The sequence below is a fragment of the Ornithinimicrobium carbonis genome, from assembly GCF_050703245.1.
In the GTDB taxonomy this organism is placed as follows: domain Bacteria; phylum Actinomycetota; class Actinomycetes; order Actinomycetales; family Dermatophilaceae; genus Ornithinicoccus.
Genome location: NZ_CP192647.1, coordinates 717514 through 739993, shown reverse-complemented (window position 1 = coordinate 739993; position 22480 = coordinate 717514). Strand labels below are relative to the sequence as shown.

Genomic DNA, 22480 nt, shown 5'->3' with positions numbered 1-22480 from the left:
TGCGTTCCTTCTCACTTGGCGTCGGCGAGGGCGCTCGCGCCGCCCACGATTTCGCTGATCTCTTGGGTGATCTCGGCCTGGCGGGCCTGGTTCGCCAGCGGGTGTAGGTCTTGATGAGCTCCTCGGCGTTGTCCGTCGCCGACTTCATGGCCCGCTGGCGGGCCGCCAGCTCGGACGCGGACGCCTGCAGCAGCGCGTTCCAGATCCGGGAGGTGACGTACTTGGGCAGGAGCGCGTCGAGCACCTCCCGGCCGTCGGGCTCGAACTCGTAGAGGGGGTAGATGTCCTCCTCCGTCGCCGGGGTGTCGTCCTCGACGACCTCCAGGGGCAGGAGCCGCACGACGTGGACCTCCTGGGTCACCATCGAGACGAACCGGGTGGAGACGATGTGCAGCTCGTCCACCCCGCCGTCCTCCGACCCCGTGACGAAGTCCTGGGTCAGTCGCGTCGCGATCTCCTTGGCCACCTCGAAGGTGGGCGCGTCGGAGAAGCCCGACCACGACTGCTCGAAGGAGCGGCCCCGGAACTTGTAGAAGCCCTCGGCCTTGCGGCCAGCCAGGTAGGGCACGAACTCCTTGCCCTCGTCGTCGGCCAGCAGCTCGCGCAGCTGTTCGCTGCGCTTGAGGACGTTGCCCGCGTAGGCACCGGCGAGCCCACGGTCGCTGGTGACGATGAGCACCCCCGCACGCCGCACGGTCTCCCGCTCGGTGGTCAGCGGGTGGTCGACGTCGGAGTAGCTGGCGACGGCGGACACGGCGCGGGTGATCGCGTTCGCGTACGGCGTCGTCTCGGCCACGCGCTGCCGCGCCTTGACCACGCGCGAGGCGGCGATGAGCTCCATCGCCCGGGTGATCTTCTTGGTCGACTGGACGGACCGGCTGCGCTGGCGGTACTCCCGCTGCTGCGCTCCCATATCTCGCCTCTCTCGTGTGTCTCTAGCGTCTGCGGTCGGTTCGTGCCTGCCGGCCGGGTGCGGGTATGCCGTGGGGCGCGCCCCACGGCATACCCGACGGGGTCAGCGGCGACGGACCTTGATCTGCTCCTGGTCCACGTCCTCGTCCTCGAGGGCGTCGACGTTGTCGAAGTCCTCGTCCGAGCCCACGCGGACCTCCTGGCTGTCGTCCGGGCGGAACTCCTGCTTGAAGGCCTTCATGGCCTCGACCAGGGTGGCCTCGGTGTCGTCACCCATCTTGCCGGTCTCGCGGATGCCGTCCAGCAGGCCGCGCTCGTTGCGCCGCAGGTAGTCGACCCACTCGCCCTCGAACCGGCGCACGTCGGAGACGGGGACGTCGTCGATGTGGCCGTTGGTGCCGGCCCAGATGATCGCGACCTGCTCCTCGACCGCGACCGGGGAGGCCTGCGGCTGCTTGAGGATCTCCACCATGCGCGCACCGCGCTCCAGCTGCGCCTTGGACGCCGCGTCGAGGTCGGAGGCGAACATCGCGAACGCCTCCATCTCGCGGAACTGCGCCAGGTCCACCTTGAGGCGGCCCGAGACCGACTTCATGGCCTTGATCTGCGCGGCACCGCCGACGCGGGAGACCGAGACACCCACGTCGATCGCGGGGCGGACGTTGGAGTTGAACAGGTCGGCCTGCAGGTAGATCTGGCCGTCGGTGATGGAGATGACGTTCGTCGGGATGTACGCCGAGACGTCACCGGCCTTGGTCTCGATGATCGGCAGACCGGTCATCGAGCCGGCGCCCAGCTCGTCGGAGAGCTTGGCGCAGCGCTCGAGCAGCCGGCTGTGCAGGTAGAAGACGTCGCCGGGGTAGGCCTCACGGCCCGGCGGGCGACGCAGCAGCAGCGACACCGCGCGGTAGGCCTCGGCCTGCTTGGACAGGTCGTCGAAGACGATGAGGACGTGCTTGCCCTGGTACATCCAGTGCTGGCCGATGGCCGAGCCGGTGTAGGGGGCCAGGTACTTGAAGCCCGCCGCGTCGGAGGCCGGGGCCGCGACGATGGTGGTGTACTCCAGCGCGCCGTTCTCCTCGAGCGTGCCCCGCACGCCGGCGATCGTCGAGCCCTTCTGGCCGATGGCGACGTAGATGCAGCGGACCTGCTTCTCCGGGTCGCCGGACTCCCAGTTGGCCTTCTGGTTGAGGATCGTGTCGATCGCCACCGCGGTCTTGCCGGTCTGGCGGTCGCCGATGATCAGCTGACGCTGACCGCGGCCGATCGGGATCATCGAGTCGATGGCCTTGATGCCGGTCTGCATCGGCTCGTGCACCGACTTGCGCATCATCACGCCGGGAGCCTGCAGCTCCAGCGCGCGGCGTCCCTCGTCCTCGATGTCGCCCAGGCCGTCGATCGGCACGCCCAGGGGGTTGACGACCCGGCCCAGGTAGTCGTCCCCGACGGGGACCGAGAGGACCTCGCCGGTGCGGCGCACCGGCTGACCCTCCTCCAGGCCCGAGAAGTCGCCCAGGACGATGACACCGATCTCGTGGACGTCCAGGTTCAGCGCCAGGCCGAGGGTGCCGTCCTCGAACTCCAGCAGCTCGTTGGTCATCACCGAGGGCAGGCCCTCGACGTGGGCGATGCCGTCGCCGGCGTCGACCACGCGCCCGACCTCCTCGCGGGAGGCGGCGTTCGGCTCGTAGGACTGGACGAACTGGTCCAGGGCGTCCCGGATCTCCTCCGGACGGATCGAAAGCTCCGTCATGTCTCTTCTCCTCGTCGTCGGTCCGCTCGTGCGGCCCGGGTGTCTGTCGTGGCGGGTGTGCGGTGGACTCAGCCGGTCATCTGCCGACGGGCGTCGGCCAGCCGCTGGCTGACCGTGCCGTCGATGACCTCGTCGCCGATCTCCACCCGGATGCCACCGACGACGTCCTCGTCGATGACCACGTTCGTGTGGACCTGGCGGCCGTACTGGGTGCTCAGGGCGGCCGTGAGGCGGTCGAGCTGCTCCTGGGAGAGCGGCACGGCGCTGGTGACGGTCGCGGTGACCTGGTCCTGACGGTCTGCGGCCTGCTCCAGGAAGGAGGCGACGGCCATGTCGAACCGGCGGCCCCGGGTGCCGGCCACCGCCTGGCGGGCCAGGCGGACGGTCTCCGGGGCGGTGCGCACCGACAGCAGCCGGTCGACCAGGGAGACCTTGGCCTGCAGGTCGGCGCGGCGGTCCGCCAGGGCGGCCTGCAGGTCCGGGGTGCCGTCGACGATCCGGGAGAACCGGAACAGCTCGTCCTCGACCTGCCCCAGCCGGCCGTGCCGCTGGGCCTGAGCGAGCATCGCCTCGACCCCGAGGCGCTCCAGCGCGGTCACCAGGTCGCCCTGACGGGGCCAGCGCTGGGCCACCGTCGTCCGGACGACCGCCAGCGCGTCCGCGCCGACCTTGCCCCCCAGGAGCCGTTCGGCCAGCGCGGCCTTGTCGGCCCCCTCACGGGAGGGGTCGGCCAGGTTGCGGCGCAGGGTCGGGTTGGCGTCCACGACGCGGGCGACGGCCCACAGGTCGTCGGCCACCGCGGCGGGGTCACCCTCCAGCGTCTGCTGCAGGGCCTGGTCGGCCTCGTGGTAGGACCGGCGGAAGGCGCTCTCCATCAGCGTCCCTGCTCCGACCCGAGACGCGACGGGCTGATGGCGCCCGACTCCAGCTCGCCGAGGAAGCGGTCCACGATGCCGCGCTGGCGCGCCTCGTCGTCCAGCGACTCGCCGACGATCTTGCTGGCCAGGGCGGTCGAGATCGCTCCGACCTCCCCGCGCAGCTGGACCATCGCCTGCTGGCGCTCGGCCTCGATCTGCTTGTGCGCGGTCTCGGTGATCCGGGCGGCCTCGGTCTGCGCCTGCTGGCGCAGCTCGGCGATGATCTGGGCGCCCTGCTCCTTGGCCTGCTCGCGGATGCGGGCGGCCTCGGCGCGGGCCTCACCGAGCTGGTCCTCGTACTGCTTCTTCGCCGCGGCGGCCTCGGCCTGGGCCTGCTCGGCCGCCTGCATCCCGCCCTCGATCGCGGCCGTACGCTCGGCGTAGACCTTCTCGAGGGTGGGGACGATCTTCTTGGCGACGAAGAAGTAGAAGAGGCCGAAGACGATCAGCCCGAAGATGAGCTCGGGCATGTAGGGAAGGATCGGGACGGCATCCTCCCCGGCGCCGATCGGCTGGCGGCAGCCCTCAGGACGCCCGTCGCGATCGTGGTGTGCTCCACGAGCGGCTCCTCACGTGTGCGTGTCCCTCAGCGCCTCTCGGGCACCGGCGGGACGGGTCTGGACGGGACGGGGTCGGTCAGCCGACGAAGAAGGCGATGAAGAACAGCACCAGACCGAAGATGGCCAGCGCCTCCGCCAGCGCGAAGCCCAGGATGGCGATCGGCTGCAGCTTGCCCTGCGCCTCGGGCTGGCGGGCCACCCCGTTGATGTAGGCGGCGAAGATCAGACCCACGGCGATGGCCGGGCCGATGGTGGACAGGCCGTAGCCGAGCAGAGTGATGTCACCAGTCACGTCGTATCTCTTTCTGTGTGATGTCTTGACGGGGCGGCGCCCCGTCGAAGGCCTTGGAACTATTCAGTTGTGCGGATGGTGGTCGAGGGCTGCCGGCGGTCGCTGACGTCGGGGACGTCAGTGCTCGTCGGCCAGGGCGCCACCGATGTAGGAGGCGGCCAGGAGGGTGAAGACGTAGGCCTGGAGGAACTGGACCAGGGCCTCGAAGGCGGTCAGTGCCACGCCGAGGATCCAGGCGGGGATCGCGACCAGCATGAGGCCGGGCTCGTAGGTCTTGAAGAGGTACCAGCCGCCGACGATGAAGACGACGAGAAGCATGTGGCCGGCGAACATGTTGCCGAAGAGTCGCAGGGCGAGCGTCAGCGGCCGGGTGATGAAGAAGGTGATGAGCTCCAGCAGGAGGATGAACGGCTTGATCCACCCCGGCAGGCCGCTGGGCAGCATGCCGCCCAGGTAGGCGCCCAGGCTGCCCCTCTTGCGCAGGCCGACCCAGTGGTAGACCACGTAGACGAGGAGCGTCAGCCCGATCGGGAAGGCGACCCGGGCCATCGTGGGGTTCTGGAAGGGCGGGACGATGCCCATGAGGTTGTTCAGCAGGATGAAGACGAACAGCGAGAACAGGAACGGCACGAACGGCATGAACTCCTTGCTGCCGATCATGTCGCGGGCGATGCCGTTGCGGCCGAAGTTGTAGACCTGCTCGGTCAGCCACTGGCCCTTGCCCGGGACCAGCGCCGCCCGGCGGGTCGTCATCCACAGCCACACCATGAGGATGACGGTGGCGATGGCCATGAGCATCATCGGCCGGGTGAAGTAGTACTCCGTGCCCGGGATCGCGAACAGGGGCTGCCAGAAGTCGCCCGGCGTGGGCGGGAAGTGGCTGTCCTCGCCTGCAGCCATGGGCAGCACCAGCCCAGCGGCCATCATGGTCGCACTCACGCGTTCTCCTCCACAGGGTGTTCGACGGGTGTCGGGGCTGGCTCCCGGACAGGGGGCGACGCCGTAGGGTCGCGGTGGGACACCGACGTCATGACCTACCGTACCTGAGCCAGATCACGTACATGGACAGCACCATCCCGCCGATCACCCCGACCGGCAGCAGGAACCAGGTGCCCAGGAGCAGGTCCAGCAGCCAGCCGAGCGCGCCGAAGCCCACCGGGCCGGCGAGCAGGTAGGCCAGCACGGCGTTGCCCAGGTCCGTCTGCCGGGCCATGCCGACGACCTCCGGCTCGGTGCCGCCGTGCGGCGACGGGATGCGGGGTCGGGGCGGGACGTCAGGACGGTCGGGACCGGGGTCGGGACCCGAGGCCCGGGCGTTCACCGGCCCTCTCCCGGCAGCGTCACGTCCAGCGTGGGACGGGAGCGCAGGTATCCCACGACGAGGCCGGCCTGGAAGACCAGGCCGGTGAGCACGAAGGCGACGACCAGCGGCAGGACCTGCAGCCAGGTCGTCTGCGCGAGCGCCCAGATCGTGACGGCCAGCACCGCCATCTGGAGGACGAAGACACCGAACGCCCCCGCCATCGTCGTGGTGGTCGGGCCGGCCAGCACGCCGCGGATGCCCACCACCCCCAGGACGAAGACGGCCGCGGAGACGACCACGCCGAGCAGGGCCGAGACGGCGGCCCAGCCACCGGCTGCCGCCCAGGTCAGCAGCGGCACGAGCACGAGCAGCGGGGCGACGGGAAGGAGTCCGCCGAGCAGCATCGACCGCACCGGCGTGCGCGCGGAACGGCGCGTCGCGGAGGCGGCGGTCATGACTCTCCCGGGGGTCGGCGGACTTTGTGAAAGTTATCACAAGGCCCCTCCGACGGGAGAAGTCCGCAGGTCGGGCGGCGCCGCACTGCGCGGCTCCGGTCAGGCGGCACGGCTGGGCACGCCCTCGGGGCGACGGGTCAGGCCGATGGCCAGGCCCAGGAGCAGCAGGATGCCCAGCACCGAGACCCACACCGGCAGGTAGGCGAAGGACACCGCGCCGACGGCGATGAGGCCCGACCAGAGGTAGAGCACGACGACCGCCCGCCGGTGGCTGTGCCCGATGTCGAGCAACCGGTGGTGCAGGTGGCCGCGGTCCGGCTTCCAGGGCAGCTGCCCCGCCCGCGTGCGCCGCAGCACCGCCAGCACGATGTCGAGGAAGGGCAGCGCCATGATCGCCACCGGGATGAGCAGCGGCAGCAGGATCGCCGTGACCGCCGACGCCGTCGCCACCGAGGAGCTGGGGTCGACCGACCCGGTCATCGAGATCGTGGCGGCCGCGAGCAGCAGCCCGAGCAGCAGCGCCCCGGCGTCGCCCATGAAGAGCCTGGCGGGGTGGAAGTTGTGCGGCAGGAAGCCCAGGCAGACCCCCATCAGCGCGGCGCTGATGAAGGTTGCGGTCGAGAACACGTTGGGCGGGTCGAAGTTGGTGCTCACCAGGTAGGACCACCCGAAGAACGCCGACGCGGCGATCAGCACGACCCCGGCCGCCAGCCCGTCCAGGCCGTCGATGAAGTTCACGGCGTTCGTCGAGACGACGACCACGAGCACGGTGAGGGTCACCATGACCGGCTCGGGCAGCACGGTCACCCCCGCGATCGGCAGCGAGAGCAGCTGGACGCCGAAGAAGGCCATCACCGCACCCGCGACCACCTGACCGGCCAGCTTCGTCGCCCAGTCCAGGTCGCGCACGTCGTCGAGCGCTCCCAGCAGCGTGATGAGCGCGGCCGCGGCCAGCACCCCGTAGAGCTGGGGTGAGGAGTCGAAGAGCTGACCGTGGTAGGGCAGCTGCGAACCCAGCACCACCGCGGCGGCGAAGCCGACCAGCATGGCCACGCCGCCCAGGCGGGGCACAGGGGTGGCGTGCACGTCACGGTCGCGCACCGGGGTGATGGCCCCCACGACCAGCGCGAGCCGGCGCACCAGCGGCGTCGCCAGGTAGGTGACGACCGCTGCGGTCAGCAGCACCATGAGGAACTCGCGCACGGAAGGTCACCTCCCCCGACGGTCCCCGGTCCCCGCCGGTGCGGGCGGGGTGCGGGGTGCGGTCCCGGGGACGGGTCGGGTCGGTCGGTCGATGTCCGGCTCAGCCGGCCTTGGGCTCCGGGTAGGCCGGGTAGGAGGTGAGCAGCTCTCCCACCTCGGCCCGGATCTCCCGGGCGACCGCGTGGTCCGGGTCACCGTCGGTCTGCGTCACGGCCCGGTGGATCAGCTCCGCGACGGTCTCCATCTGCTCGGTCCCCATCCCCTGGGTCGTGACCGACGGGCTCCCCACCCGGATGCCCGAGGCCACGTTGGGCTTCTCCGGGTCGAAGGGGATGGCGTTCTTGTTGAGCACGATGCCCGCAGCGTCGCAGCGGGCCTCCGCGTCGACCCCCGTCACCCCGACGCCGCGCAGGTCGTGCAACGAGAGGTGGGTGTCGGTGCCGCCGGTGATCGGACGGATGCCACGGCTGTCCAGCCCGCCGGCCAGGGCCCGGGCGTTGTCGAGCACCTGCTGGGCGTAGGACTGGTAGGCGGGGGTCGCGCACTCGGCGAAGTTGACCGCCTTGCCGGCCACCGCGTGCATGAGCGGACCGCCCTGCATCATGGGGAACACCGCGCGGTCGATCTTCTTGGCGTGTTCCTCGGTGCAGACGATCGCGCCGCCGCGCGGGCCGCGGAGCACCTTGTGGGTGGTGAAGGAGACCACGTCGGCGTGCGGGACCGGGGACGGGATGACCTTGCCGGCCACCAGGCCGATGAAGTGCGCCGCGTCCACCCAGAAGATGGCGCCGACCTCGTCCGCGATCGCCCGGAAGCGCGCGAAGTCGATGAGGCGGGGGATCGCCGAGCCGCCGGCCACGATGATCTTCGGCCGGTGCTCCTTGGCGAGCGCCTCGACCTGGTCGTAGTCGATGTCCTCGGTCTCGGGGTGGACGCCGTAGTGCACGGCGTTGAACCACTTGCCCGAGAAGGACACCTTGAAGCCGTGCGTGAGGTGGCCCCCGTGGTCCAGGGACATGGCCAGGATCGTGTCGCCGGGCTTGGCGAAGGCTCCGTAGACGGCCTGGTTGGCACTGGCCCCCGAGTGCGCCTGGACGTTGGCGTGGTCGGCGCCGAAGAGCTGCTTGGCCCGCTCGATCGCCAGCTTCTCGACCTTGTCGACCTCGGCGCAGCCGCCGTAGTAGCGCGCGTCCGGGTAGCCCTCGGCGTACTTGTTCGACAGCGTCGAACCCAGCGCCGCCAGGACGGCGGGGCTGGTCTGGTTCTCGCTGGCGATCAGCTGCAGCCCGCTGCGCTGGCGGTCCAGCTCGGCGACGAGGAGCTCGGCGATCTGCGGATCCTGCTCGAGCAGTTTCGGAAAGCTGGGGCCGTAGTACGTCTCGGGGGTGACTGCGGTGCTCATGGCCCCACTGTAGGGGTCGTCGACGTCCGGCGGGGGGCAGACCCGTGGCCGGGGCGGGCGAGCCATCAGGGGCCGAGGATGCGCAGGGCTCCGGCGGGGACGGTCACCCCGCTGGGGCTCACGCTCCCGACGAGGTCGGCCGTCGGCGTCCCCCTGGTCTCGTCCCCGGCGGCCTCCTCCGCGTCGTTCCTCTGCGCGCCGGTCTCCTCCGCGCCGGTCGTCCCCGCGACGGTCTCCGCCCCGGCGCGTGTGCTCTGCGTCGCGGTCGTCTCCCCGGTGGACGGTTCCGGTCCTTCGTCCCCGTCCGCGGGCGCCCGCAGACGCGTCGTCCCCAGCACGGCGCGAACGTCCTCGACCCGCAGCGCACCGGCCCGCAGGACGACGGGCTCCTCCCCCGTGCAGTCGAGGATGGTGGAGGCCAGGCCGCCCGTGCGGGGGCCGTCGTCCAGGTAGACCGCCACGGCCCCCCCGAGCTGGTCCAGGGCCTCCTGGCCCGTCGTGGCCGCCGGCCGACCGGTGAGGTTGGCGCTCGTCACGGCCATCGGTCCGACCTCCGCCAGCAGCGACAGGGCGACCTCGTCGTCCGGCATCCGCAGCGCGACCGTGCCGTTCGTCTCCCCGAGGTCCCACTGCAACGAGGGCTGGGACCGCAGGACGAGGGTCAACGGCCCTGGCCAGAACTGGCGCATGAGGATGCGGGCGTACATCGGCACGTCCACGGCCAGACCGTCCACCGTGCGGGGGTTGGGCACGAGCACCGGCGGCGGCATCTCGCGGCCCCGGTGCTTGGCGGCCAGCATGGCCACCGCGACCACGTCGAACGCGTCGGCACCCACGCCGTAGACGGTGTCGGTGGGCAGGACGACCACCCGACCCGCGCGCACCGCGTCGGCGGCGCGGTCCAGCGACTCCTGCCGGGTCTGCGGGTCGGCACAGTCGAGCAACCGTTCCGGCAGGGGCGGGCCAACGGGCATCGGGATCTCCTCCGGCGCATGGGGGGCGGGGGCGGGTCGGTCGGGCGGGAACCAGTCTCTCACCGCGGGCACCGTGCGTCCCGGTCGTGGGCACCGTACCTCCCGGCCGCGGGCGTCGCTCAACCCGGGTGCAGGTGCCGCGGCGCACCGTGCGTCCCGGCCCTGGGTCGCCTCGGCACACCGCAGGCAGGGCCCCGGGTGTCGCGGTCCTTCGACACCCTGGTGTCACCTAGAGTTGCGACCGTCCGCCCGCTCGTCGAGAGTGGGGGGCGACGACCTGGGCGCACCCCGTGCCCGGGCCACCGAAGGAGAGTGAGAATCATGCGCGGAAGCGGCCTGATCTGGACGATCGTGGGCATCCTGCTCATCATTGCCCTGCTGATCTGGATCTTCTGATCACGACCCCCTCCACTCACGGCCCGCCCCGGGTCCGCGTTCGTCGCGGGACCGGGGCGGTGTCGTGTCAGCGGTCTGCGCGCACGGCCCGGGCGACCCTGGGCAGTCCCGCGAGGTCGACGTGGTCGTCCACCTGCGACCACGTCCCCTGGGCGGCCAGCGCCTCCGGCAGGCTGCGCCCCTGCGCCGCGGCGTGCTCCATGAGGAGCACCCCGCCCGGCCGCAGCAGCCGCGCCGCCCGGGCCGCGACCTCCAGCGGCACCTGCAGCCCGTCGACCCCTCCCCCGTAGAGCGCCAGCTCCGGGTCGTGCTCCCTGACCTCGACGTCGACCGGGACGGCGTCCGGCGGGATGTACGGCGGGTTGCTCGTGACCACGTCCACGACGCCCAGCAGGTCCTCGAAGGCGTCCTGGGCCCTTCCCAGCCGCAGGGTCCACCGGCAGCCCGCTCCGCTCCACGTTCGTCACCGCGTAACGGTGCGCGTCCTCGGACAGCTCGACGGCCCCGACCCGCGCGTGCGGACGGGCCCGGGCCAGCGCGAGGGCGACCGCCCCGCTGCCGGTGCACAGGTCGACCACGGTCGGGACGGCCACGCCGCTCGAGGGGTCGAGGGCCTCAGGGTCACGGGCGCCGCGCGCGTCGAGGGCGGCGAGGGCGTCGAGAGCCTCGAGGGCGAGCCCGACGAGCACCTCCGTCTCGGGCCGGGGCACGAACACCCCGGGCCCCACGACGAGGTCGACCCCGCCCAGGTGGGCCCGTCCGGTGAGGTGCTGCAGCGGCACCCTGCGGGCGCGCCGCTCCACGAGCTCCAGGTATGCCGTCCGCGTCGGCGCGGGTACCTCCGCCCCCATGATCCGTGCCCGTCGCAGCTCGCCGAGCTCGTGCCCGGAGACGTGCGCCAGCAGCACCTCCGCGTCGACGGCCGGGCTGGGGACGCCTGCGCCGGTGAGCACGCCGGGTCGCAGCCCGCAGGACCCGGTCGACGTTCACCGCGTCGTCCCGGCGCGGGCCAGGCGCTCGGCCTCGTCGGCGTCGACGGCGGACTGCACGACCGGGTCGAGGTCGCCGTCGACCACCTGGTCGAGGTTGTAGGCCTTGTAGCCGGTGCGGTGGTCGGCGATGCGGTTCTCCGGGAAGTTGTAGGTGCGGATGCGTTCACTGCGGTCGACCGTGCGCACCTGGCTGCGGCGCTGCTCGTTGGCGGCCGCCTCGGCCTGGTCGACGGCGATCTGGCGCAGGCGGGCCCGCAGCACGCGCAGGGCCGACTCCTTGTTCTGGAGCTGGGACTTCTCGTTCTGGCAGGAGACCACCAGCCCGGAGGGCAGATGGGTCACACGGACCGCCGAGTCGGTCGTGTTGACCGACTGCCCGCCCGGCCCCGAGGAGCGGAACACGTCGATCTTCAGGTCCGCGGGGTCCAGGACGACCTCCGCGCCGGCGTCGTCGTCCAGGTCGGGCATCACGAGGACCCCGGCCGCCGAGGTGTGGACACGCCCCTGGCTCTCGGTGACGGGCACCCGCTGGACCCGGTGCACACCGCCCTCGTACTTCAGGCGGGCCCAGGGCGCCTCGCCGGGTCCCGGAACACCGGTCGCCCGGACCGCGACGCGCGCGTCCTTGTACCCTCCGAGGTCGGACGGCGTCGCGTCGAGCAGCACGGTCCGCCAGCCGCGCCGCTCGGCGTAGCGCAGGTACATCCGCAGAAGGTCCCCGGCGAAGAGTGCCGACTCCTCCCCGCCCTCGCCGGCCTTGACCTCCAGGATCACGTCCCGGTCGTCGTCGGGGTCGCGGGGGACGAGCATCCGGTGCAGCAGCTCGGCGGCGCGGTCCACCTCGACCTGCAGACCGGGGACCTCGGCCGCGAACCCGGGATCGTCGCCGGCCAGCTCCTGGGCCGCGCCCAGGTCGCCCGCCGCGCGCTCCCACTCGCGGTACGCAGCCACGACGGGCCCCAGCGCGGCATACCGGGTGTTGAGCCGACGCAGGGCCGGCGGGTCGCCGTGCACGGCAGGATCGGCCAGCCGTTGCTCGATCTCGGCGTGCTCGGCCAGGAGCGGGAGGGCGGAGCCGAAGTCGTGGGTGGTCATCCGGGACCTCTCAGGGTGGGGTGACGAGGACGCCGGTCCCGGACGGCCCGGGCCGGGAACGGCAGACGCCGGCCCCGCGAGCAGCTCGCGGGACCGGCGTCGGAGGGCCTACTTGGCGTCGGCCTTCTTGCCGTAGCGCTCCTGGAAGCGGGCCACGCGGCCACCGGTGTCCAGGATCTTCTGCTTGCCGGTGTAGAACGGGTGGCAGCTGGAGCACACGTCGGCGCTGATCCGGCCGGACGTGGCGGTGCTGCGGGTGGTGAACGACGCCCCGCAGGTGCAGGTCACCTGGGTCTCGACGTACTCCGGGTGGATGTCCTTCTTCATGGTCTCTCCTCACGGGTGGCGGGTTCCCCGGGTCGGCGGCGCGGCAGCGCCCCCGTGAACCGGTGGGCCAACGGGCCATTCTGCCAGAGCGGGACGGTCCGGGTCCATTCGGCCGGGGTCCGGCTCGTGCCGGGACCCGCCTCGTCCGGACGACGGTCAGCCTTCGGCCGAGGACCCACGGGCCCGACGGCCGAGGACGCACGACGGGCCCGGCAGGAGTCTTCTCCCGCCGGGCCCGTCGCTGCGGGTGGTCGGCCCGGTCAGTCCTCGTCGTTCAGCCTCACCGAGGAGGTCTGCTGGACCTGGGTGAGGAACTCGTAGTTGTGCTTGGTCTTGCGCAGCCGGTCGAGCAGGAGCTCGATGCCCTGCTGCTGGTCGAGCGCGGAGAGCACCCGACGAAGCTTCCACATGATCTTCAGCTCGTCGCCGCTCATGAGGATCTCCTCACGGCGGGTGCCGGAGGCGTTGACGTCGACGGCCGGGAAGGTGCGGCGGTCCGCCAGGTGGCGGGACGGCGCAGCTCCATGTTGCCGGTGCCCTTGAACTCCTCGAAGATCACCTCGTCCATCTTCGACCCGGTCTCCACCAGTGCGGTGGCGAGGATGGTCAGCGACCCACCGTTCTCGATGTTGCGCGCGGCGCCGAAGAACTTTTTCGGCGGGTACAGCGCCGAGGAGTCGACCCCGCCGGAGAGGATCCGGCCCGAGGCGGGGGCCGAGAGGTTGTAGGCCCGGCCCAGTCGGGTGATGCCGTCGAGGAGGACGACGACGTCCTGGCCCAGCTCGACGAGCCGCTTGGCGCGCTCGATGGCCAGCTCGGCGACCGTCGTGTGGTCGACCGCGGGGCGGTCGAAGGTCGAGGCGATGACCTCGCCCTGCACGGTGCGCTCGAAGTCGGTGACCTCCTCCGGACGCTCGTCGACGAGGACGATCATCAGGTGGACCTCGGGGTTGTTCTGGGAGATCGCGTTGGCGATGGCCTGCATGATCATCGTCTTGCCGGCCTTCGGCGGGGGACACGATGAGTCCGCGCTGACCCTTGCCGATGGGAGCGACCAGGTCGATGACCCTCGTCGTGAGGTTCTTCTGCTCGGTCTCCAGGCGCAGGCGCTCCTGGGGGTAGAGCGGGGTCAGCCGGGAGAAGTCGGGACGCTGGCGCGCCTGCTCCGGGGTCTGGCCGTTGATCGAGTCCAGCCGGACCAGCGCGCTGAACTTGCCGCGGTCGCGCTTGTTCCCGGTCGAGGAGACGGTGTGCGTGTGGTCCTGACCGTCCTGGGGAGCCTTGATGGCCCCGGTGACCGCGTCACCCTTGCGGAGGCCGAACTTGCGGACCATGCCCAGCGGGACGTAGATGTCGGTCGGCCCGGGCAGGTAGCCCGTCGTGCGGATGAAGGCGTAGCTATCCAGCAGGTCCAGGACGCCACCGACGGGGACGAGCACGTCCTCGTCGGAGTAGCTCTCCTCGTCCTCCCGCTGGCCGCCGGGCTGCTGCCCGCCCTGCCGCTGGTCGGTCGGTACCACCCGGGCCACGCCCACGCTTGCGGTCCCGGCTGCGCTGGCGGTTGCGCCGGCGACGGCCGCGGCCGTCCCCGTCGTCGTCGAAGTCGTCGTCCTGCCCGCCCTTGTCGTCCTGCCGCTGGTCGGGTCGGCGGTCCTGCTGGTCGGGTCGGCGGTCCTGCTGGTCGGAGCGGCGGTCCTGGCGCTGCTGCCCGCCGGAGCGGTCGTCGTCGCCCTGGTTGCGGTCGTTGCCGCCCTGGTTGCGGTCGTTGCCGCCCTGGTTGCGGTCGTTGCCGCCCTGGTTGCGGTCGGCACCGCCCTGGTTGCGGTCGTCGCCGCGCTGGTCGGAGCCGCGGCCCTGGCTGTTCTCACCGGCCTGCGACTGTCCGCCCTGCCGCTCGCCGTCCCCACCGCTCCGCCCGCGCTGCCCGTCGCGACGGTCCTGGTCCTGACCCTGCCGGTCCTGCTCCTGACCGTCGGCGGACCCCTGCCGATCGTCGACGCGCGGGGCACCGGCGGACGAGCCGGCTCGCCTGGTGCGCCGGGTGCGTCCCCCCTCCCGCTGCGCCTGCGCGCGGTCGAGCACGGCGTCCAGGTCGACCCCCTGCGCCCCCTGGTCAGACGTGGTGCCGGTGGTCCCCTGGTCGGGCGTGGACCGCTCCGCGGAGCCGTCCTCCCCACGGGCGGCGTCGCCACCCTGGCGGTCCTCGCCCCGGTGGTTGCGCCCGCCCCCGCGGTCGCTGCGGGACGGCTGGCCGCTCCCGTCGGCACCTCGGTCCGCGTCGGCGGCGGAGCGTCCGGCCCCCTCGGCGGCGCGGACGTCCCCGCCCCCACGGCGCTCGCGGATGGCGGACACGAGGTCGGCCTTGCGCATCCTGGCGTCGACGGAGATGCCCATGCTCGAGGCGAGCTGCTGCAGCTCGGCCAGTCGGAGGGTGCTCAGCGCACCGGTCCTGGTCGTGGCTGCCTGACTGATGTCGGTCACGTACTGTCCTTCCCCCTCGGCCCGGACTCCGCCGGACGTGGGGTCCTGGGGTGTGGTCCACCGCGCGGACGGCGCTGGACGGGAACGTGCCACGGACGCGACCCGGATCGGCGGTCGTGGAGACCTGACGCCGAGGGGCGTCGGTCCGTGGATGGATGTCCCGGAGCTCGACCTGTCTCGGCCGGACCGCTCACGGAATGGCCCCAACATAACACGCTGTCACACCCGTCGCGCCACGGACCGGCAGCGGGTCCGGCGGGGTCAGCCGCGACGGACCACGCGGACGATGTCCCCCAGCACGGCCGACGCCGTCGCGTCCCCGCCGGCACCGGCGCCCTGCAGCCGGAGCGTGCCTGCGCTCTCGGCCTCGATGATGATGACGTTCGCGCTCTCGCGGGCCTGCGCCAGCGGGTCCTCCTGCGGCAGAGCCACCGGCCGCACCGCCACCTGCACGCGCTGCTGACCGACGGGGCCGGAGCTCCAGGCCGAGGCGACGAGCTTGATGACGTTGCCCGCCCCAGCGGCCTGGCGGAAGTCCTCGTCCGTCAGACCGGTGATGCCCCGTCGCTGGACGTCGTCGAGGGTCACCGGCACGTTCCACGCCGCCCGGGCCAGGATGACGATCTTGGCCGCGGCGTCCAGCCCCTCCAGGTCCTCGGTCGGGTCCGCCTCGAGGTAGCCCAGCTCCCCCGCCTGCCGGACCGCGTCGTCGTAGGGCACGCCCCGGCGGGCGACGAGGTCCAGCACGTAGTTGGTGGACCCGTTGACGACACCGGAGATCGCCGTGATGACGTCGCCGGCGAGCGCCTCCCGGACGACCGACAGGACGGGGACGGCGGCCACCACCGCACCCTCGTACTCCAGGGAGGTGCCCTGCTCCTCCGCGAGGGCGTGCAGCTGCGGCCCGTGCTGCGCGACGAGCTGCTTGTTGGCCGTGACGACGGGCACCCCCCGGCCCAGCGACCTGGCCACGAGGGACCGGGCCGGCTCGATCCCGCCCATGACCTCCACCACGACGTCGGCGCGGTCGACCAGCTCCTCGGCGTCGCCGGTGATGAGCGAGGGGTCGATGCCCTCCCTCGGACGGGACGTGTCCCGGACGGCCACGCCGACCAGCTCGAGCGGCCGGCCGAGCCGGGCGGCATACAGCTCGGCCCGCCCGACGAGCCGGTGGGCGACGGCGGTGCCGACGGTCCCGGCTCCGAGCAGGGCGATCCGGACGGGGGGCTCAGTCATGCTTCTCACATTCGTTCGGGGGCGGAGACGCCGAGCAGCGCCAGCCCGTTGGCGAGCACCTGGCGGGTGGCGTCGTTGAGCCACAGCCGGCTCCGGTGCAGGTCGGTGATCTTCTCGTCGGCGTCCACCGGCCGCACGCGGCACTCGTCGTACCACTTGTGGAACCGCCCGGCCAGCTCCTCCAGGTAGCGCGCCACCCGGTGCGGCTCCCGCAGCTGGGCCGCCTGCGCCACGACGCGGGGGTAGTCACCCAGCACCGCGAGCAGCGCCGCCTCGGTGTCGTCGGTCAGCAGCGAGGGGTCGAACCCCTCCTCCCGGTGCACCCCGTCCAGGGCGGCCAGACGAGCGACGTTGCAGGTGCGGGCGTGGGCGTACTGGACGTAGAACACCGGGTTCTCGGTGGACCGGCGGGTGAGCAGGTCCAGGTCGATGTCGATGTTGCTGTCGGCCGAGGACCGGGTCAGGGCGTAGCGGGCCGCGTCGACGCCGACGGCGGAGACGAGGTCCTCCAGCACGACCACGGTCCCGGCGCGCTTGGACATCCGGACGGGCTGCCCGGCCTTGACGAGGTTGACCATCTGGCCGATGAGGATCTCCAGGTTGACCCCCGGCTCGTCCCCGAACGCCGCACACATCGCCATCATCCGGCTGACGTAGCCGTGGTGGTCCGCGCCGAGCATGATGATCGCCCGGTCGAAGCCGCGCTCGCGCTTGTCGAGGTAGTAGGCCAGGTCGCCGGCGATGTAGGCCGGCTGCCCGTCGCTCTTGATGACGACCCGGTCCTTGTCGTCCCCGTAGTCGGTCGTGCGCAGCCAGAGCGCGTCGTCCTTCTCGTACATCACGCCCAGCTCGGTGAGCCGGGCGACCGCCCGCTGGACCGCTCCGGAGTCGTGGACGGAGTTCTCGTGGAAGAAGACGTCGAAGTCGACCCCGAACTCGTGCAGGGAGGCCTTGATCTCCTCGAACATCAGCGCCACCCCGACGGCCCGGAACCTCTCCTGCGCCTGCTCCTCGGGCAGGCCGAGCACGTCCGGCTCGACCTCGATCACCCGACGGGCGATGTCGGCGATGTAGTCGCCGGCGTACCCGTCCTCGGGAGCCGGCCTTCCCTGCGCCGCGGCCAGCAGCGACCGGGCGAAACGGTCGATCTGGGCGCCGTGGTCGTTGAAGTAGTACTCCCGCACGACGTCGGCGCCGGACGCCTGCAGCACCCTGGCCAGGGCGTCGCCGACGGCGGCCCAGCGCGTACCGCCCAGATGGATGGGACCGGTGGGGTTGGCCGAGACGAACTCGAGGTTGACCCGTTCACCGGCGAGCGCGTCGCCCTGCCCGTAGCCGGGACCGGCCTCGACGATCGTGCGCGCCAGCTCCCCGGCGCTGGCGGCGTCGACGGTGATGTTGAGGAAGCCCGGACCGGCGACGTCCACGCGGGCCACGCCGGACACCTCCTCCAGGGCCGAGGCCAGCTGCTCGGCCAGCAGGCGGGGCGCCATCCCCGCCCGCTTGGCGAGCTGAAGAGCCACGTTCGAGGCCCAGTCCCCGTGCTCGCGGGTGCGCGGCCGCTCGACCCGGACGTCCTCGCGCGCGGGCACGGCCACGGTCAGGTCCCCGCGGTCGACGGCCTGGGTCAGGACGGCGTGGATGGCGTCGGCGAGCTGCTCTGGGGTCACGCCGGCAAGTCTAGTGGCGCGGGCCGGACCCTCCGGACGGCCACCGCCGCCCCGCCCGCCGCACGCGACGACCCGCCCCGCTACCGGGGGGCGGGTCACCGCGCCGTTCGGAGACGACCCTGCGTGCCTGCTACAGTTGCGCGTCGTTGCCCCCGTAGCTCAGGGGATAGAGCACCGCCCTCCGGAGGCGGTGGCGCAGGTTCGAATCCTGCCGGGGGCGCAACGGTAAAGGCCGCTGACCTGCGTAGACAGGTCGGCGGCCTTTCTTGCGTGCGGTGCACGTGCGATTGGGTCCCGGCATAGAAACGGCCCGCGGGCGGTGGTCTAGACCGCCCCACGGGCCTCGACAGGCAAAGCGGGTGCCCATCGTGGAGACAACTCTACCCATCGTCACCGACCTACTAGCGGCGTGGCGTTCCCTCTCTTTCCTGGCGTCGTTCGGCCTCGCGGTCGGCGGCGCTCTCGTCATGCTCGCGGGCGGTGGACGATGACCACCAGGACCAACACGCACACGACAGCAGCCGGCACGGTCGGCCCGGTGTGCGAGGACTGCGGCCGGCGCGGTCGTGCCGTGCACACCGACGACGGACGGCTGACGCTCTGGGACCTCGCCCGCGGGTGGTCCACGGCTCCCTACCCGGTGGGGTACGTGCACCCGGACGGCTCGACCGGCTCGCGGTTCACCTGCCCCGATTGCAACGGCACACGAGGGGGCCACCGATGACCACCAGGACGACGAGGGGCACCACGGACGCCTCCCTACGGCCCGCACACACCCCGAACGGCCAGCAGCGCACCAGGGCAGCCCACGCGGCCCTCGTGGCCCTCTGGGACGCGCTCGACGGCCTGGGCGAGGACGAGGCGGCCGCGTTCCTCAACGGCCCCGGGCGGGCGTTCCTGCTCGGCCTCGACGTGCCCGCCGTGCTCGACGCGCTCACCCGCGACCGGGCGCGGCGGCAGGCGAGGGGCGACAGGTGATCCGGGTACACGCTACCGACGCGCTCCCCGAGGACGTGGCGGCGGTGGGCATCCCCGGTGCCTCCGAGGTGCTCGTCCTCATCTCCACCCGGGCCACCCCGCAGGACATAGCGGCAGCCCTTGACGACGTGCTCGGGCGCACGTTGGGCACGTCATGGCTCTACGTCGGTCCCGTGGGCGGGGGTGGTGCCTAGCGACCCTCCACGCGGCCTCTGTGCCGCCCGTAGCCGTCCTGGGCGGGTGTCCACCCCCCTCGCCCGTCCAGGGCGGCCACGGGCAGCAGCAGCAGCCCTAGCGGTGCCTCACGCGGCCCGCGACGACGACGACGAAAGGACAACGCGCCATGACCGGCCAGACCAGCTACGCACGGCCGCCCAAGGACGTAGGCATTACCTATCTCCTGTGGCTCCTGCTCGGGGTGCTCGGTGCTCACAAGTTCTACCTAGGCCGGCCCGGTATGGGCGTGCTCTACCTGCTCACGCTCGGCCTCGTCGGCGTCGGCCTGCTCTGGGACCTGTTCACCATCCCGCGCCAGGTCCGGGCCTACAACGGGCACCCGTTGACCTGACGCACCCCCCGCCCGGCCTCTGTGCCGTGTGGCGGCGGGTCGGACGCCTCCCCTCGCCCGACCCGCTCCCAGACGGCATACGCGGCCCACGGCGCGTCTGTGGCGCTCTGAGCCGTGCCGGTGTCCTCGACCCCACCGGCACGGCCCACGGCCTCACAGCCGACCCGCGGCGCTCATCCGACCGGTCAGCCGCACACCAACACGACCGGCACCCCGGAGACGCAACCGACACCCGCAGCCGGGGACGGGTGGCCTGGGCGAGGTAGTGCACGCCTCTCCCAGGTTCGACGGCCTAGACCGTTGGCAGCACGAACGCCAGCGGTCCTAGAGCCGTGCCTGGGCCGACGAGGTGTTGCGGTTCTTTGGGGGGGTTGGCCCAGCACTCTGTCCCCCGCAGGGGGTCCGCATCCTGTCTAGGGTTCGTCCAGCGTCCCCACAACGTCCCCACCCGCTCACCTGCCACCCCCTGACCTCCACGGCGGCCAGGGTGTGCGGGTGTGCGGGTGTCAGCTCCCCGGCATCGTGCGCGGGGTGGTGCGGCTCGCAGGGGCCTGGGGCATCGTCCGCGGGGTCACCATCCGACCGCCCGACTCGATCGCGTCCAGCTGGGCATCCATCGCCCGGAACTGCCGGTTTGCCTCGGCCAGTTGGCCGTTCACCCGTGCACCTCCGAAGAACTGAGCGGCCATACCTGCCGCGCCAGCGTGAAACCGTGCGTTGAGGGCGTACGCCTCACCGCTGTACTGGCTCAGACTTCCTAGTCCCATGATGTTGTCCTCCTGTTGGGTGTTGCTCGTCGCCGGGCGGGTGCTCGGCGGCGTCCGTGGGGGCACGTTCGCGCCCGGGTCGGTCCGTGGGTCATGGCTTCCACTCGTGCTCGCACCGGGCGAGGTTGTCGGCCAGGGTCCGCAGTGCCCTGGGCGCGCCCATCAGCGGGACTATCCCGCGCTCCACGTGGTCTGCCGACTCGCGCAGCAGGGCCACGACGTCGGGCAGGGCGGCGTACATGATCCCGTCAGCCTCGGCCAGACGTACCTGTGTCTCAGCGGGCAGCATCGTGCGTCACCGTCCCGCGAACATCCCAGCTCGGCAGTCCTCGCACGTCTGCCGCCACGACGCACCAGGCAGCCGCTGACGGCCGCACCGGACACAAAGCCTCGCCACCCTGGGACGGTCCACCACCACGAGGGCACCGGACGGGCGCACCCGCGGGAGACGACGTGCCCTAGCCATGCTTGGCCCACCGGGTGCGGGCAGCGTGCCGGGCCTTCGCGCTCGGGTCGGTCATGGCCTCCGGGCCGGTGTGCTCGTCCTCATCGGGCAGGGCAAGGGCCTTGACGAGGCGCTCGAACGTGACGCGCTGTTGCCTCGCCTCACCGATCGCCGGGTGCAGGATCGTCTGCCCCGTGCTCCCCTCGATCGTCGCTCCCTGCTCGGTCACGAGGGCGTCCAGCGAATCGAGACGGTCCAGGGTGCGGCACGCCTCCTGCAGGATCTGCAACTCTGCGTCGGTCAGCTCGAAACGGGCCACCGTCTCGCGCCAGAAACGGCGGCCACGGGCGGCGAGGCCGGCCGGTGCTCTCTGCGGTGCCTTGTCGGTCATCGTCTGCCCCTCTCACGGGCGTTTGTGGTCAGTATGGGCCAAAATCGGGCCTGGCGTGCTCGCGCACTCCGAAGACCTCCCAGCGGTCCTTCGGCTGGGTCGGTTGGGGGTTTCCCCCTACCCCGCTCGACGTGCGACCCGAGCACGGCCACGGCTCGACGGTCGCGGCCGCGCTCGGGGTTGCGTTCGTCGTTCGTCGTTCGTCGCTCGTCAGCGGTTCGCGGTTTCGGCCAGGTGACGATCAACGATCTTGCGGGCCTCGTCGCTCGTCGGGTTCGGTCGGCGCTCGACCTCGGCGGGCTTCTGCGTCCTCGTCTCGTGCGCGTGCTCGACGGCCTCGACGCGGGCGGCGAGGTGGTCGGCGTCCCGGGCGAGGGCGAGGGTGCACCCGGGGTAGGCACCCCGCGCCACCCCCACGAGGGTCCCCCGGGGGTCGGTGGCGTATCCCTCCAGCAGCGACCGGGCGACCTTTGCGCGGTTCGCGGCGGCTTCGTCTGCGGGCTTTCGTGTCGCGGCGAGGATGACAACGGGCGCGAGGTTCGCGGGCGGCTCCACGACGGCGAGGGCGGCGGTGCCGCGCAGACCACCGGGGGCGATGTTGTGCACGGCCCCGAGGGTGGCGAGGGTGTCCAGGGCGACGAGGGCGGCGCGGTGGTGCCCCTCGACCTGGGCGCGCAGCACGGCGGCGGGGTCGGCCCATGCGTCCCCGGCGGGCAGGTGCGGTGCGGCGTCGGTGAGGGCCTGGGCGGCCTCGGCGAACACGGGCGCGACCCGCTCCACGAGGGTGGGCAGGAACTCCCGCAGCGCGGCCCCGTGGGCCTGCTCGAGGAGGTGCCCGGCCCCGCCACGGATCGCGGCCTCTGCGGCCTGCCTGCGGTTCAGCTCGGCGGCGACGGCGGCGAGGGCGTCTTCGAAGTCTCCCGCGCCGGGGTCGGTGACCATCTGGGCGAGGCCGGCGGTGCCGGTCGGCACGGCCCACAGGTCACGCCTCAGCCCGGCGATGCGGTCCAGCTCGGCGGGCAGGCGGCGGTCCTTGGCGTCGGGCATCAGGGCGAGGGCGGCGCGGTATGCGTCGGTGCGCTGGTTCAGGTTCATGCGGTGGTGTCCTTTCATCGGCCCCGGCTCGGTGCCGGGGTGGTATGGGGGGTGGTGACGGGTCGGTCCAGGCACTCTGCGAACACGACGGCGAGGGCGGTCGCGGCGAGGGTGTCGGTGCCGGTGGGCAGCCGGTCCAGCAGCAGGGCGGACACGGCGCGTTCGTCGCCGGCGACCTGGGCCAGGTCGGCCACCAGATCGCGGGCGTCGTCGGCGGGGGTGCTCATGCGGTGCCCCTGGGTCGGGCCGGTGGCACGGGTCCGAGCAC

General features: G+C 72.2%; 24 protein-coding genes, 1 tRNA gene and 3 pseudogenes. 5 read left to right on the top strand and 23 right to left on the bottom strand.

Annotation, left to right across the window (positions count from 1 at the left end):
• Positions 1 to 11: 11 nt before the first annotated feature.
• The 18 genes and pseudogenes from ACQ95T_RS03840 to argS all read right to left on the bottom strand — a co-directional run bounded on the left by ACQ95T_RS03840 (position 12) and on the right by argS (position 17968).
• Positions 12 to 913, bottom strand: a pseudogene (locus ACQ95T_RS03840) (F0F1 ATP synthase subunit gamma).
• Positions 914 to 1015: 102 nt separating this feature from the next.
• Positions 1016 to 2665, bottom strand: coding sequence for a F0F1 ATP synthase subunit alpha (gene atpA, locus ACQ95T_RS03835; protein ID WP_425939519.1), 1650 nt, complete (start codon positions 2663 to 2665; stop codon positions 1016 to 1018).
• 68 nt (positions 2666 to 2733) lie between these two features.
• A complete protein-coding gene (locus ACQ95T_RS03830; protein ID WP_425939517.1) occupies positions 2734 to 3540 on the bottom strand; it encodes a F0F1 ATP synthase subunit delta in 807 nt (268 codons plus the stop codon).
• On the bottom strand, positions 3540 to 4052 hold the full coding sequence (locus ACQ95T_RS03825; RefSeq protein WP_431473546.1) for a F0F1 ATP synthase subunit B: 513 nt from the start codon (positions 4050 to 4052) through the stop codon (positions 3540 to 3542). The genes ACQ95T_RS03830 and ACQ95T_RS03825 overlap by 1 nt, the downstream gene beginning before the upstream one ends.
• Positions 4053 to 4218: 166 nt before the next feature.
• Positions 4219 to 4434, bottom strand: coding sequence for an ATP synthase F0 subunit C (locus ACQ95T_RS03820; protein ID WP_075957433.1), 216 nt, complete (start codon positions 4432 to 4434; stop codon positions 4219 to 4221).
• A gap of 117 nt (positions 4435 to 4551) precedes the next feature.
• Entirely contained in the window at positions 4552 to 5373 is an 822-nt protein-coding gene (atpB, locus tag ACQ95T_RS03815) for a F0F1 ATP synthase subunit A (protein WP_425939513.1), read from the bottom strand.
• 88 nt (positions 5374 to 5461) lie between these two features.
• Complete coding sequence (locus tag ACQ95T_RS03810) at positions 5462 to 5647, bottom strand: hypothetical protein (protein ID WP_426947496.1); 186 nt, start codon at positions 5645 to 5647, stop codon at positions 5462 to 5464.
• 104 nt (positions 5648 to 5751) lie between these two features.
• Positions 5752 to 6192 (bottom strand): hypothetical protein, encoded by a 441-nt coding sequence (locus tag ACQ95T_RS03805; RefSeq protein WP_425939511.1) that lies wholly within the window; start codon positions 6190 to 6192, stop codon positions 5752 to 5754.
• 99 nt (positions 6193 to 6291) lie between these two features.
• On the bottom strand, positions 6292 to 7395 hold the full coding sequence (locus ACQ95T_RS03800; protein WP_425939509.1) for a glycosyltransferase family 4 protein: 1104 nt from the start codon (positions 7393 to 7395) through the stop codon (positions 6292 to 6294).
• A 100-nt stretch (positions 7396 to 7495) separates the two neighbouring features.
• The gene (gene glyA / locus ACQ95T_RS03795; RefSeq protein ID WP_425939507.1) at positions 7496 to 8797 is read right to left on the bottom strand and encodes a serine hydroxymethyltransferase; all 1302 of its coding nucleotides are present in this window, start codon (positions 8795 to 8797) and stop codon (positions 7496 to 7498) included.
• A gap of 65 nt (positions 8798 to 8862) precedes the next feature.
• Positions 8863 to 9771: an L-threonylcarbamoyladenylate synthase gene (locus ACQ95T_RS03790; RefSeq protein ID WP_431473545.1), complete on the bottom strand. Its 909-nt coding sequence runs from the start codon at positions 9769 to 9771 to the stop codon at positions 8863 to 8865.
• A gap of 463 nt (positions 9772 to 10234) precedes the next feature.
• Positions 10235 to 10549: a hypothetical protein gene (locus ACQ95T_RS03785; protein ID WP_431473935.1), complete on the bottom strand. Its 315-nt coding sequence runs from the start codon at positions 10547 to 10549 to the stop codon at positions 10235 to 10237.
• Positions 10550 to 10985: 436 nt separating this feature from the next.
• Positions 10986 to 11075, bottom strand: a pseudogene (locus ACQ95T_RS03780) (hypothetical protein); the annotation flags it as partial.
• 78 nt (positions 11076 to 11153) lie between these two features.
• Positions 11154 to 12254 (bottom strand): peptide chain release factor 1, encoded by a 1101-nt coding sequence (gene prfA, locus ACQ95T_RS03775; protein WP_425939502.1) that lies wholly within the window; start codon positions 12252 to 12254, stop codon positions 11154 to 11156.
• 108 nt (positions 12255 to 12362) lie between these two features.
• Positions 12363 to 12581: a 50S ribosomal protein L31 gene (gene rpmE / locus ACQ95T_RS03770; protein ID WP_075957440.1), complete on the bottom strand. Its 219-nt coding sequence runs from the start codon at positions 12579 to 12581 to the stop codon at positions 12363 to 12365.
• 260 nt (positions 12582 to 12841) lie between these two features.
• Positions 12842 to 14975: pseudogene (gene rho, locus ACQ95T_RS03765) on the bottom strand (transcription termination factor Rho).
• A 348-nt stretch (positions 14976 to 15323) separates the two neighbouring features.
• The gene (locus tag ACQ95T_RS03760) at positions 15324 to 16298 is read right to left on the bottom strand and encodes a homoserine dehydrogenase (RefSeq protein WP_425939498.1); all 975 of its coding nucleotides are present in this window, start codon (positions 16296 to 16298) and stop codon (positions 15324 to 15326) included.
• Between the two features lie 5 nt (positions 16299 to 16303).
• Positions 16304 to 17968: an arginine--tRNA ligase gene (argS, locus tag ACQ95T_RS03755; RefSeq protein WP_425939496.1), complete on the bottom strand. Its 1665-nt coding sequence runs from the start codon at positions 17966 to 17968 to the stop codon at positions 16304 to 16306.
• Positions 17969 to 18116: 148 nt separating this feature from the next.
• On the opposite strand from argS, the gene ACQ95T_RS03750 reads away from it, so the two are divergent.
• From ACQ95T_RS03750 to ACQ95T_RS03730, 5 genes are all read left to right on the top strand, one after another.
• Positions 18117 to 18188: transfer RNA gene (locus ACQ95T_RS03750), tRNA-Arg, on the top strand.
• A 267-nt stretch (positions 18189 to 18455) separates the two neighbouring features.
• On the top strand, positions 18456 to 18692 hold the full coding sequence (locus ACQ95T_RS03745) for a hypothetical protein (protein WP_425939494.1): 237 nt from the start codon (positions 18456 to 18458) through the stop codon (positions 18690 to 18692).
• Positions 18689 to 18946: a hypothetical protein gene (locus ACQ95T_RS03740; protein ID WP_425939492.1), complete on the top strand. Its 258-nt coding sequence runs from the start codon at positions 18689 to 18691 to the stop codon at positions 18944 to 18946. Before ACQ95T_RS03745 ends, ACQ95T_RS03740 begins: the two co-directional genes overlap by 4 nt.
• Positions 18943 to 19140 (top strand): hypothetical protein, encoded by a 198-nt coding sequence (locus ACQ95T_RS03735; RefSeq protein WP_425939491.1) that lies wholly within the window; start codon positions 18943 to 18945, stop codon positions 19138 to 19140. The genes ACQ95T_RS03740 and ACQ95T_RS03735 overlap by 4 nt, the downstream gene beginning before the upstream one ends.
• Before the next feature lie 149 nt (positions 19141 to 19289).
• Entirely contained in the window at positions 19290 to 19514 is a 225-nt protein-coding gene (locus tag ACQ95T_RS03730; RefSeq protein WP_425939489.1) for an NINE protein, read from the top strand.
• A 506-nt stretch (positions 19515 to 20020) separates the two neighbouring features.
• Here ACQ95T_RS03730 and ACQ95T_RS03725 read toward each other — a convergent pair.
• The 5 genes from ACQ95T_RS03725 to ACQ95T_RS03705 all read right to left on the bottom strand — a co-directional run bounded on the left by ACQ95T_RS03725 (position 20021) and on the right by ACQ95T_RS03705 (position 22439).
• Complete coding sequence (locus ACQ95T_RS03725) at positions 20021 to 20173, bottom strand: hypothetical protein (protein ID WP_425939487.1); 153 nt, start codon at positions 20171 to 20173, stop codon at positions 20021 to 20023.
• Positions 20174 to 20372: 199 nt separating this feature from the next.
• A complete protein-coding gene (locus ACQ95T_RS03720) occupies positions 20373 to 20570 on the bottom strand; it encodes a hypothetical protein (RefSeq protein ID WP_425939485.1) in 198 nt (65 codons plus the stop codon).
• A 169-nt stretch (positions 20571 to 20739) separates the two neighbouring features.
• On the bottom strand, positions 20740 to 21117 hold the full coding sequence (locus ACQ95T_RS03715) for a P27 family phage terminase small subunit (protein ID WP_425939483.1): 378 nt from the start codon (positions 21115 to 21117) through the stop codon (positions 20740 to 20742).
• Between the two features lie 210 nt (positions 21118 to 21327).
• Positions 21328 to 22212: a hypothetical protein gene (locus tag ACQ95T_RS03710; RefSeq protein ID WP_425939481.1), complete on the bottom strand. Its 885-nt coding sequence runs from the start codon at positions 22210 to 22212 to the stop codon at positions 21328 to 21330.
• 14 nt (positions 22213 to 22226) lie between these two features.
• A complete protein-coding gene (locus ACQ95T_RS03705; protein ID WP_425939479.1) occupies positions 22227 to 22439 on the bottom strand; it encodes a hypothetical protein in 213 nt (70 codons plus the stop codon).
• Positions 22440 to 22480 lie beyond the last annotated feature (41 nt).

What these genes read in the sequence shown, in the direction of transcription:
- ACQ95T_RS03825 (WP_431473546.1), bottom strand. Translation starts at nt 4,052, where the DNA reads ATGCCCGAGCTCATCTTCGGGCTGATCGTCTTCGGCCTCTTCTACTTC.
- ACQ95T_RS03805 (WP_425939511.1), bottom strand. Translation starts at nt 6,192, where the DNA reads ATGACCGCCGCCTCCGCGACGCGCCGTTCCGCGCGCACGCCGGTGCGG.
- ACQ95T_RS03790 (WP_431473545.1), bottom strand. Translation starts at nt 9,771, where the DNA reads ATGCCCGTTGGCCCGCCCCTGCCGGAACGGTTGCTCGACTGTGCCGAC.
- ACQ95T_RS03705 (WP_425939479.1), bottom strand. Translation starts at nt 22,439, where the DNA reads ATGAGCACCCCCGCCGACGACGCCCGCGATCTGGTGGCCGACCTGGCC.
- ACQ95T_RS03740 (WP_425939492.1), top strand. Translation starts at nt 18,689, where the DNA reads ATGACCACCAGGACGACGAGGGGCACCACGGACGCCTCCCTACGGCCC.
- atpA (WP_425939519.1), bottom strand. Translation starts at nt 2,665, where the DNA reads ATGACGGAGCTTTCGATCCGTCCGGAGGAGATCCGGGACGCCCTGGAC.
- rpmE (WP_075957440.1), bottom strand. Translation starts at nt 12,581, where the DNA reads ATGAAGAAGGACATCCACCCGGAGTACGTCGAGACCCAGGTGACCTGC.
- ACQ95T_RS03760 (WP_425939498.1), bottom strand. Translation starts at nt 16,298, where the DNA reads ATGACTGAGCCCCCCGTCCGGATCGCCCTGCTCGGAGCCGGGACCGTC.
- ACQ95T_RS03730 (WP_425939489.1), top strand. Translation starts at nt 19,290, where the DNA reads ATGACCGGCCAGACCAGCTACGCACGGCCGCCCAAGGACGTAGGCATT.
- ACQ95T_RS03830 (WP_425939517.1), bottom strand. Translation starts at nt 3,540, where the DNA reads ATGGAGAGCGCCTTCCGCCGGTCCTACCACGAGGCCGACCAGGCCCTG.
- glyA (WP_425939507.1), bottom strand. Translation starts at nt 8,797, where the DNA reads ATGAGCACCGCAGTCACCCCCGAGACGTACTACGGCCCCAGCTTTCCG.
- ACQ95T_RS03745 (WP_425939494.1), top strand. Translation starts at nt 18,456, where the DNA reads ATGACCACCAGGACCAACACGCACACGACAGCAGCCGGCACGGTCGGC.
- ACQ95T_RS03715 (WP_425939483.1), bottom strand. Translation starts at nt 21,117, where the DNA reads ATGACCGACAAGGCACCGCAGAGAGCACCGGCCGGCCTCGCCGCCCGT.
- ACQ95T_RS03710 (WP_425939481.1), bottom strand. Translation starts at nt 22,212, where the DNA reads ATGAACCTGAACCAGCGCACCGACGCATACCGCGCCGCCCTCGCCCTG.
- ACQ95T_RS03720 (WP_425939485.1), bottom strand. Translation starts at nt 20,570, where the DNA reads ATGCTGCCCGCTGAGACACAGGTACGTCTGGCCGAGGCTGACGGGATC.
- prfA (WP_425939502.1), bottom strand. Translation starts at nt 12,254, where the DNA reads ATGACCACCCACGACTTCGGCTCCGCCCTCCCGCTCCTGGCCGAGCAC.
- ACQ95T_RS03810 (WP_426947496.1), bottom strand. Translation starts at nt 5,647, where the DNA reads ATGGCCCGGCAGACGGACCTGGGCAACGCCGTGCTGGCCTACCTGCTC.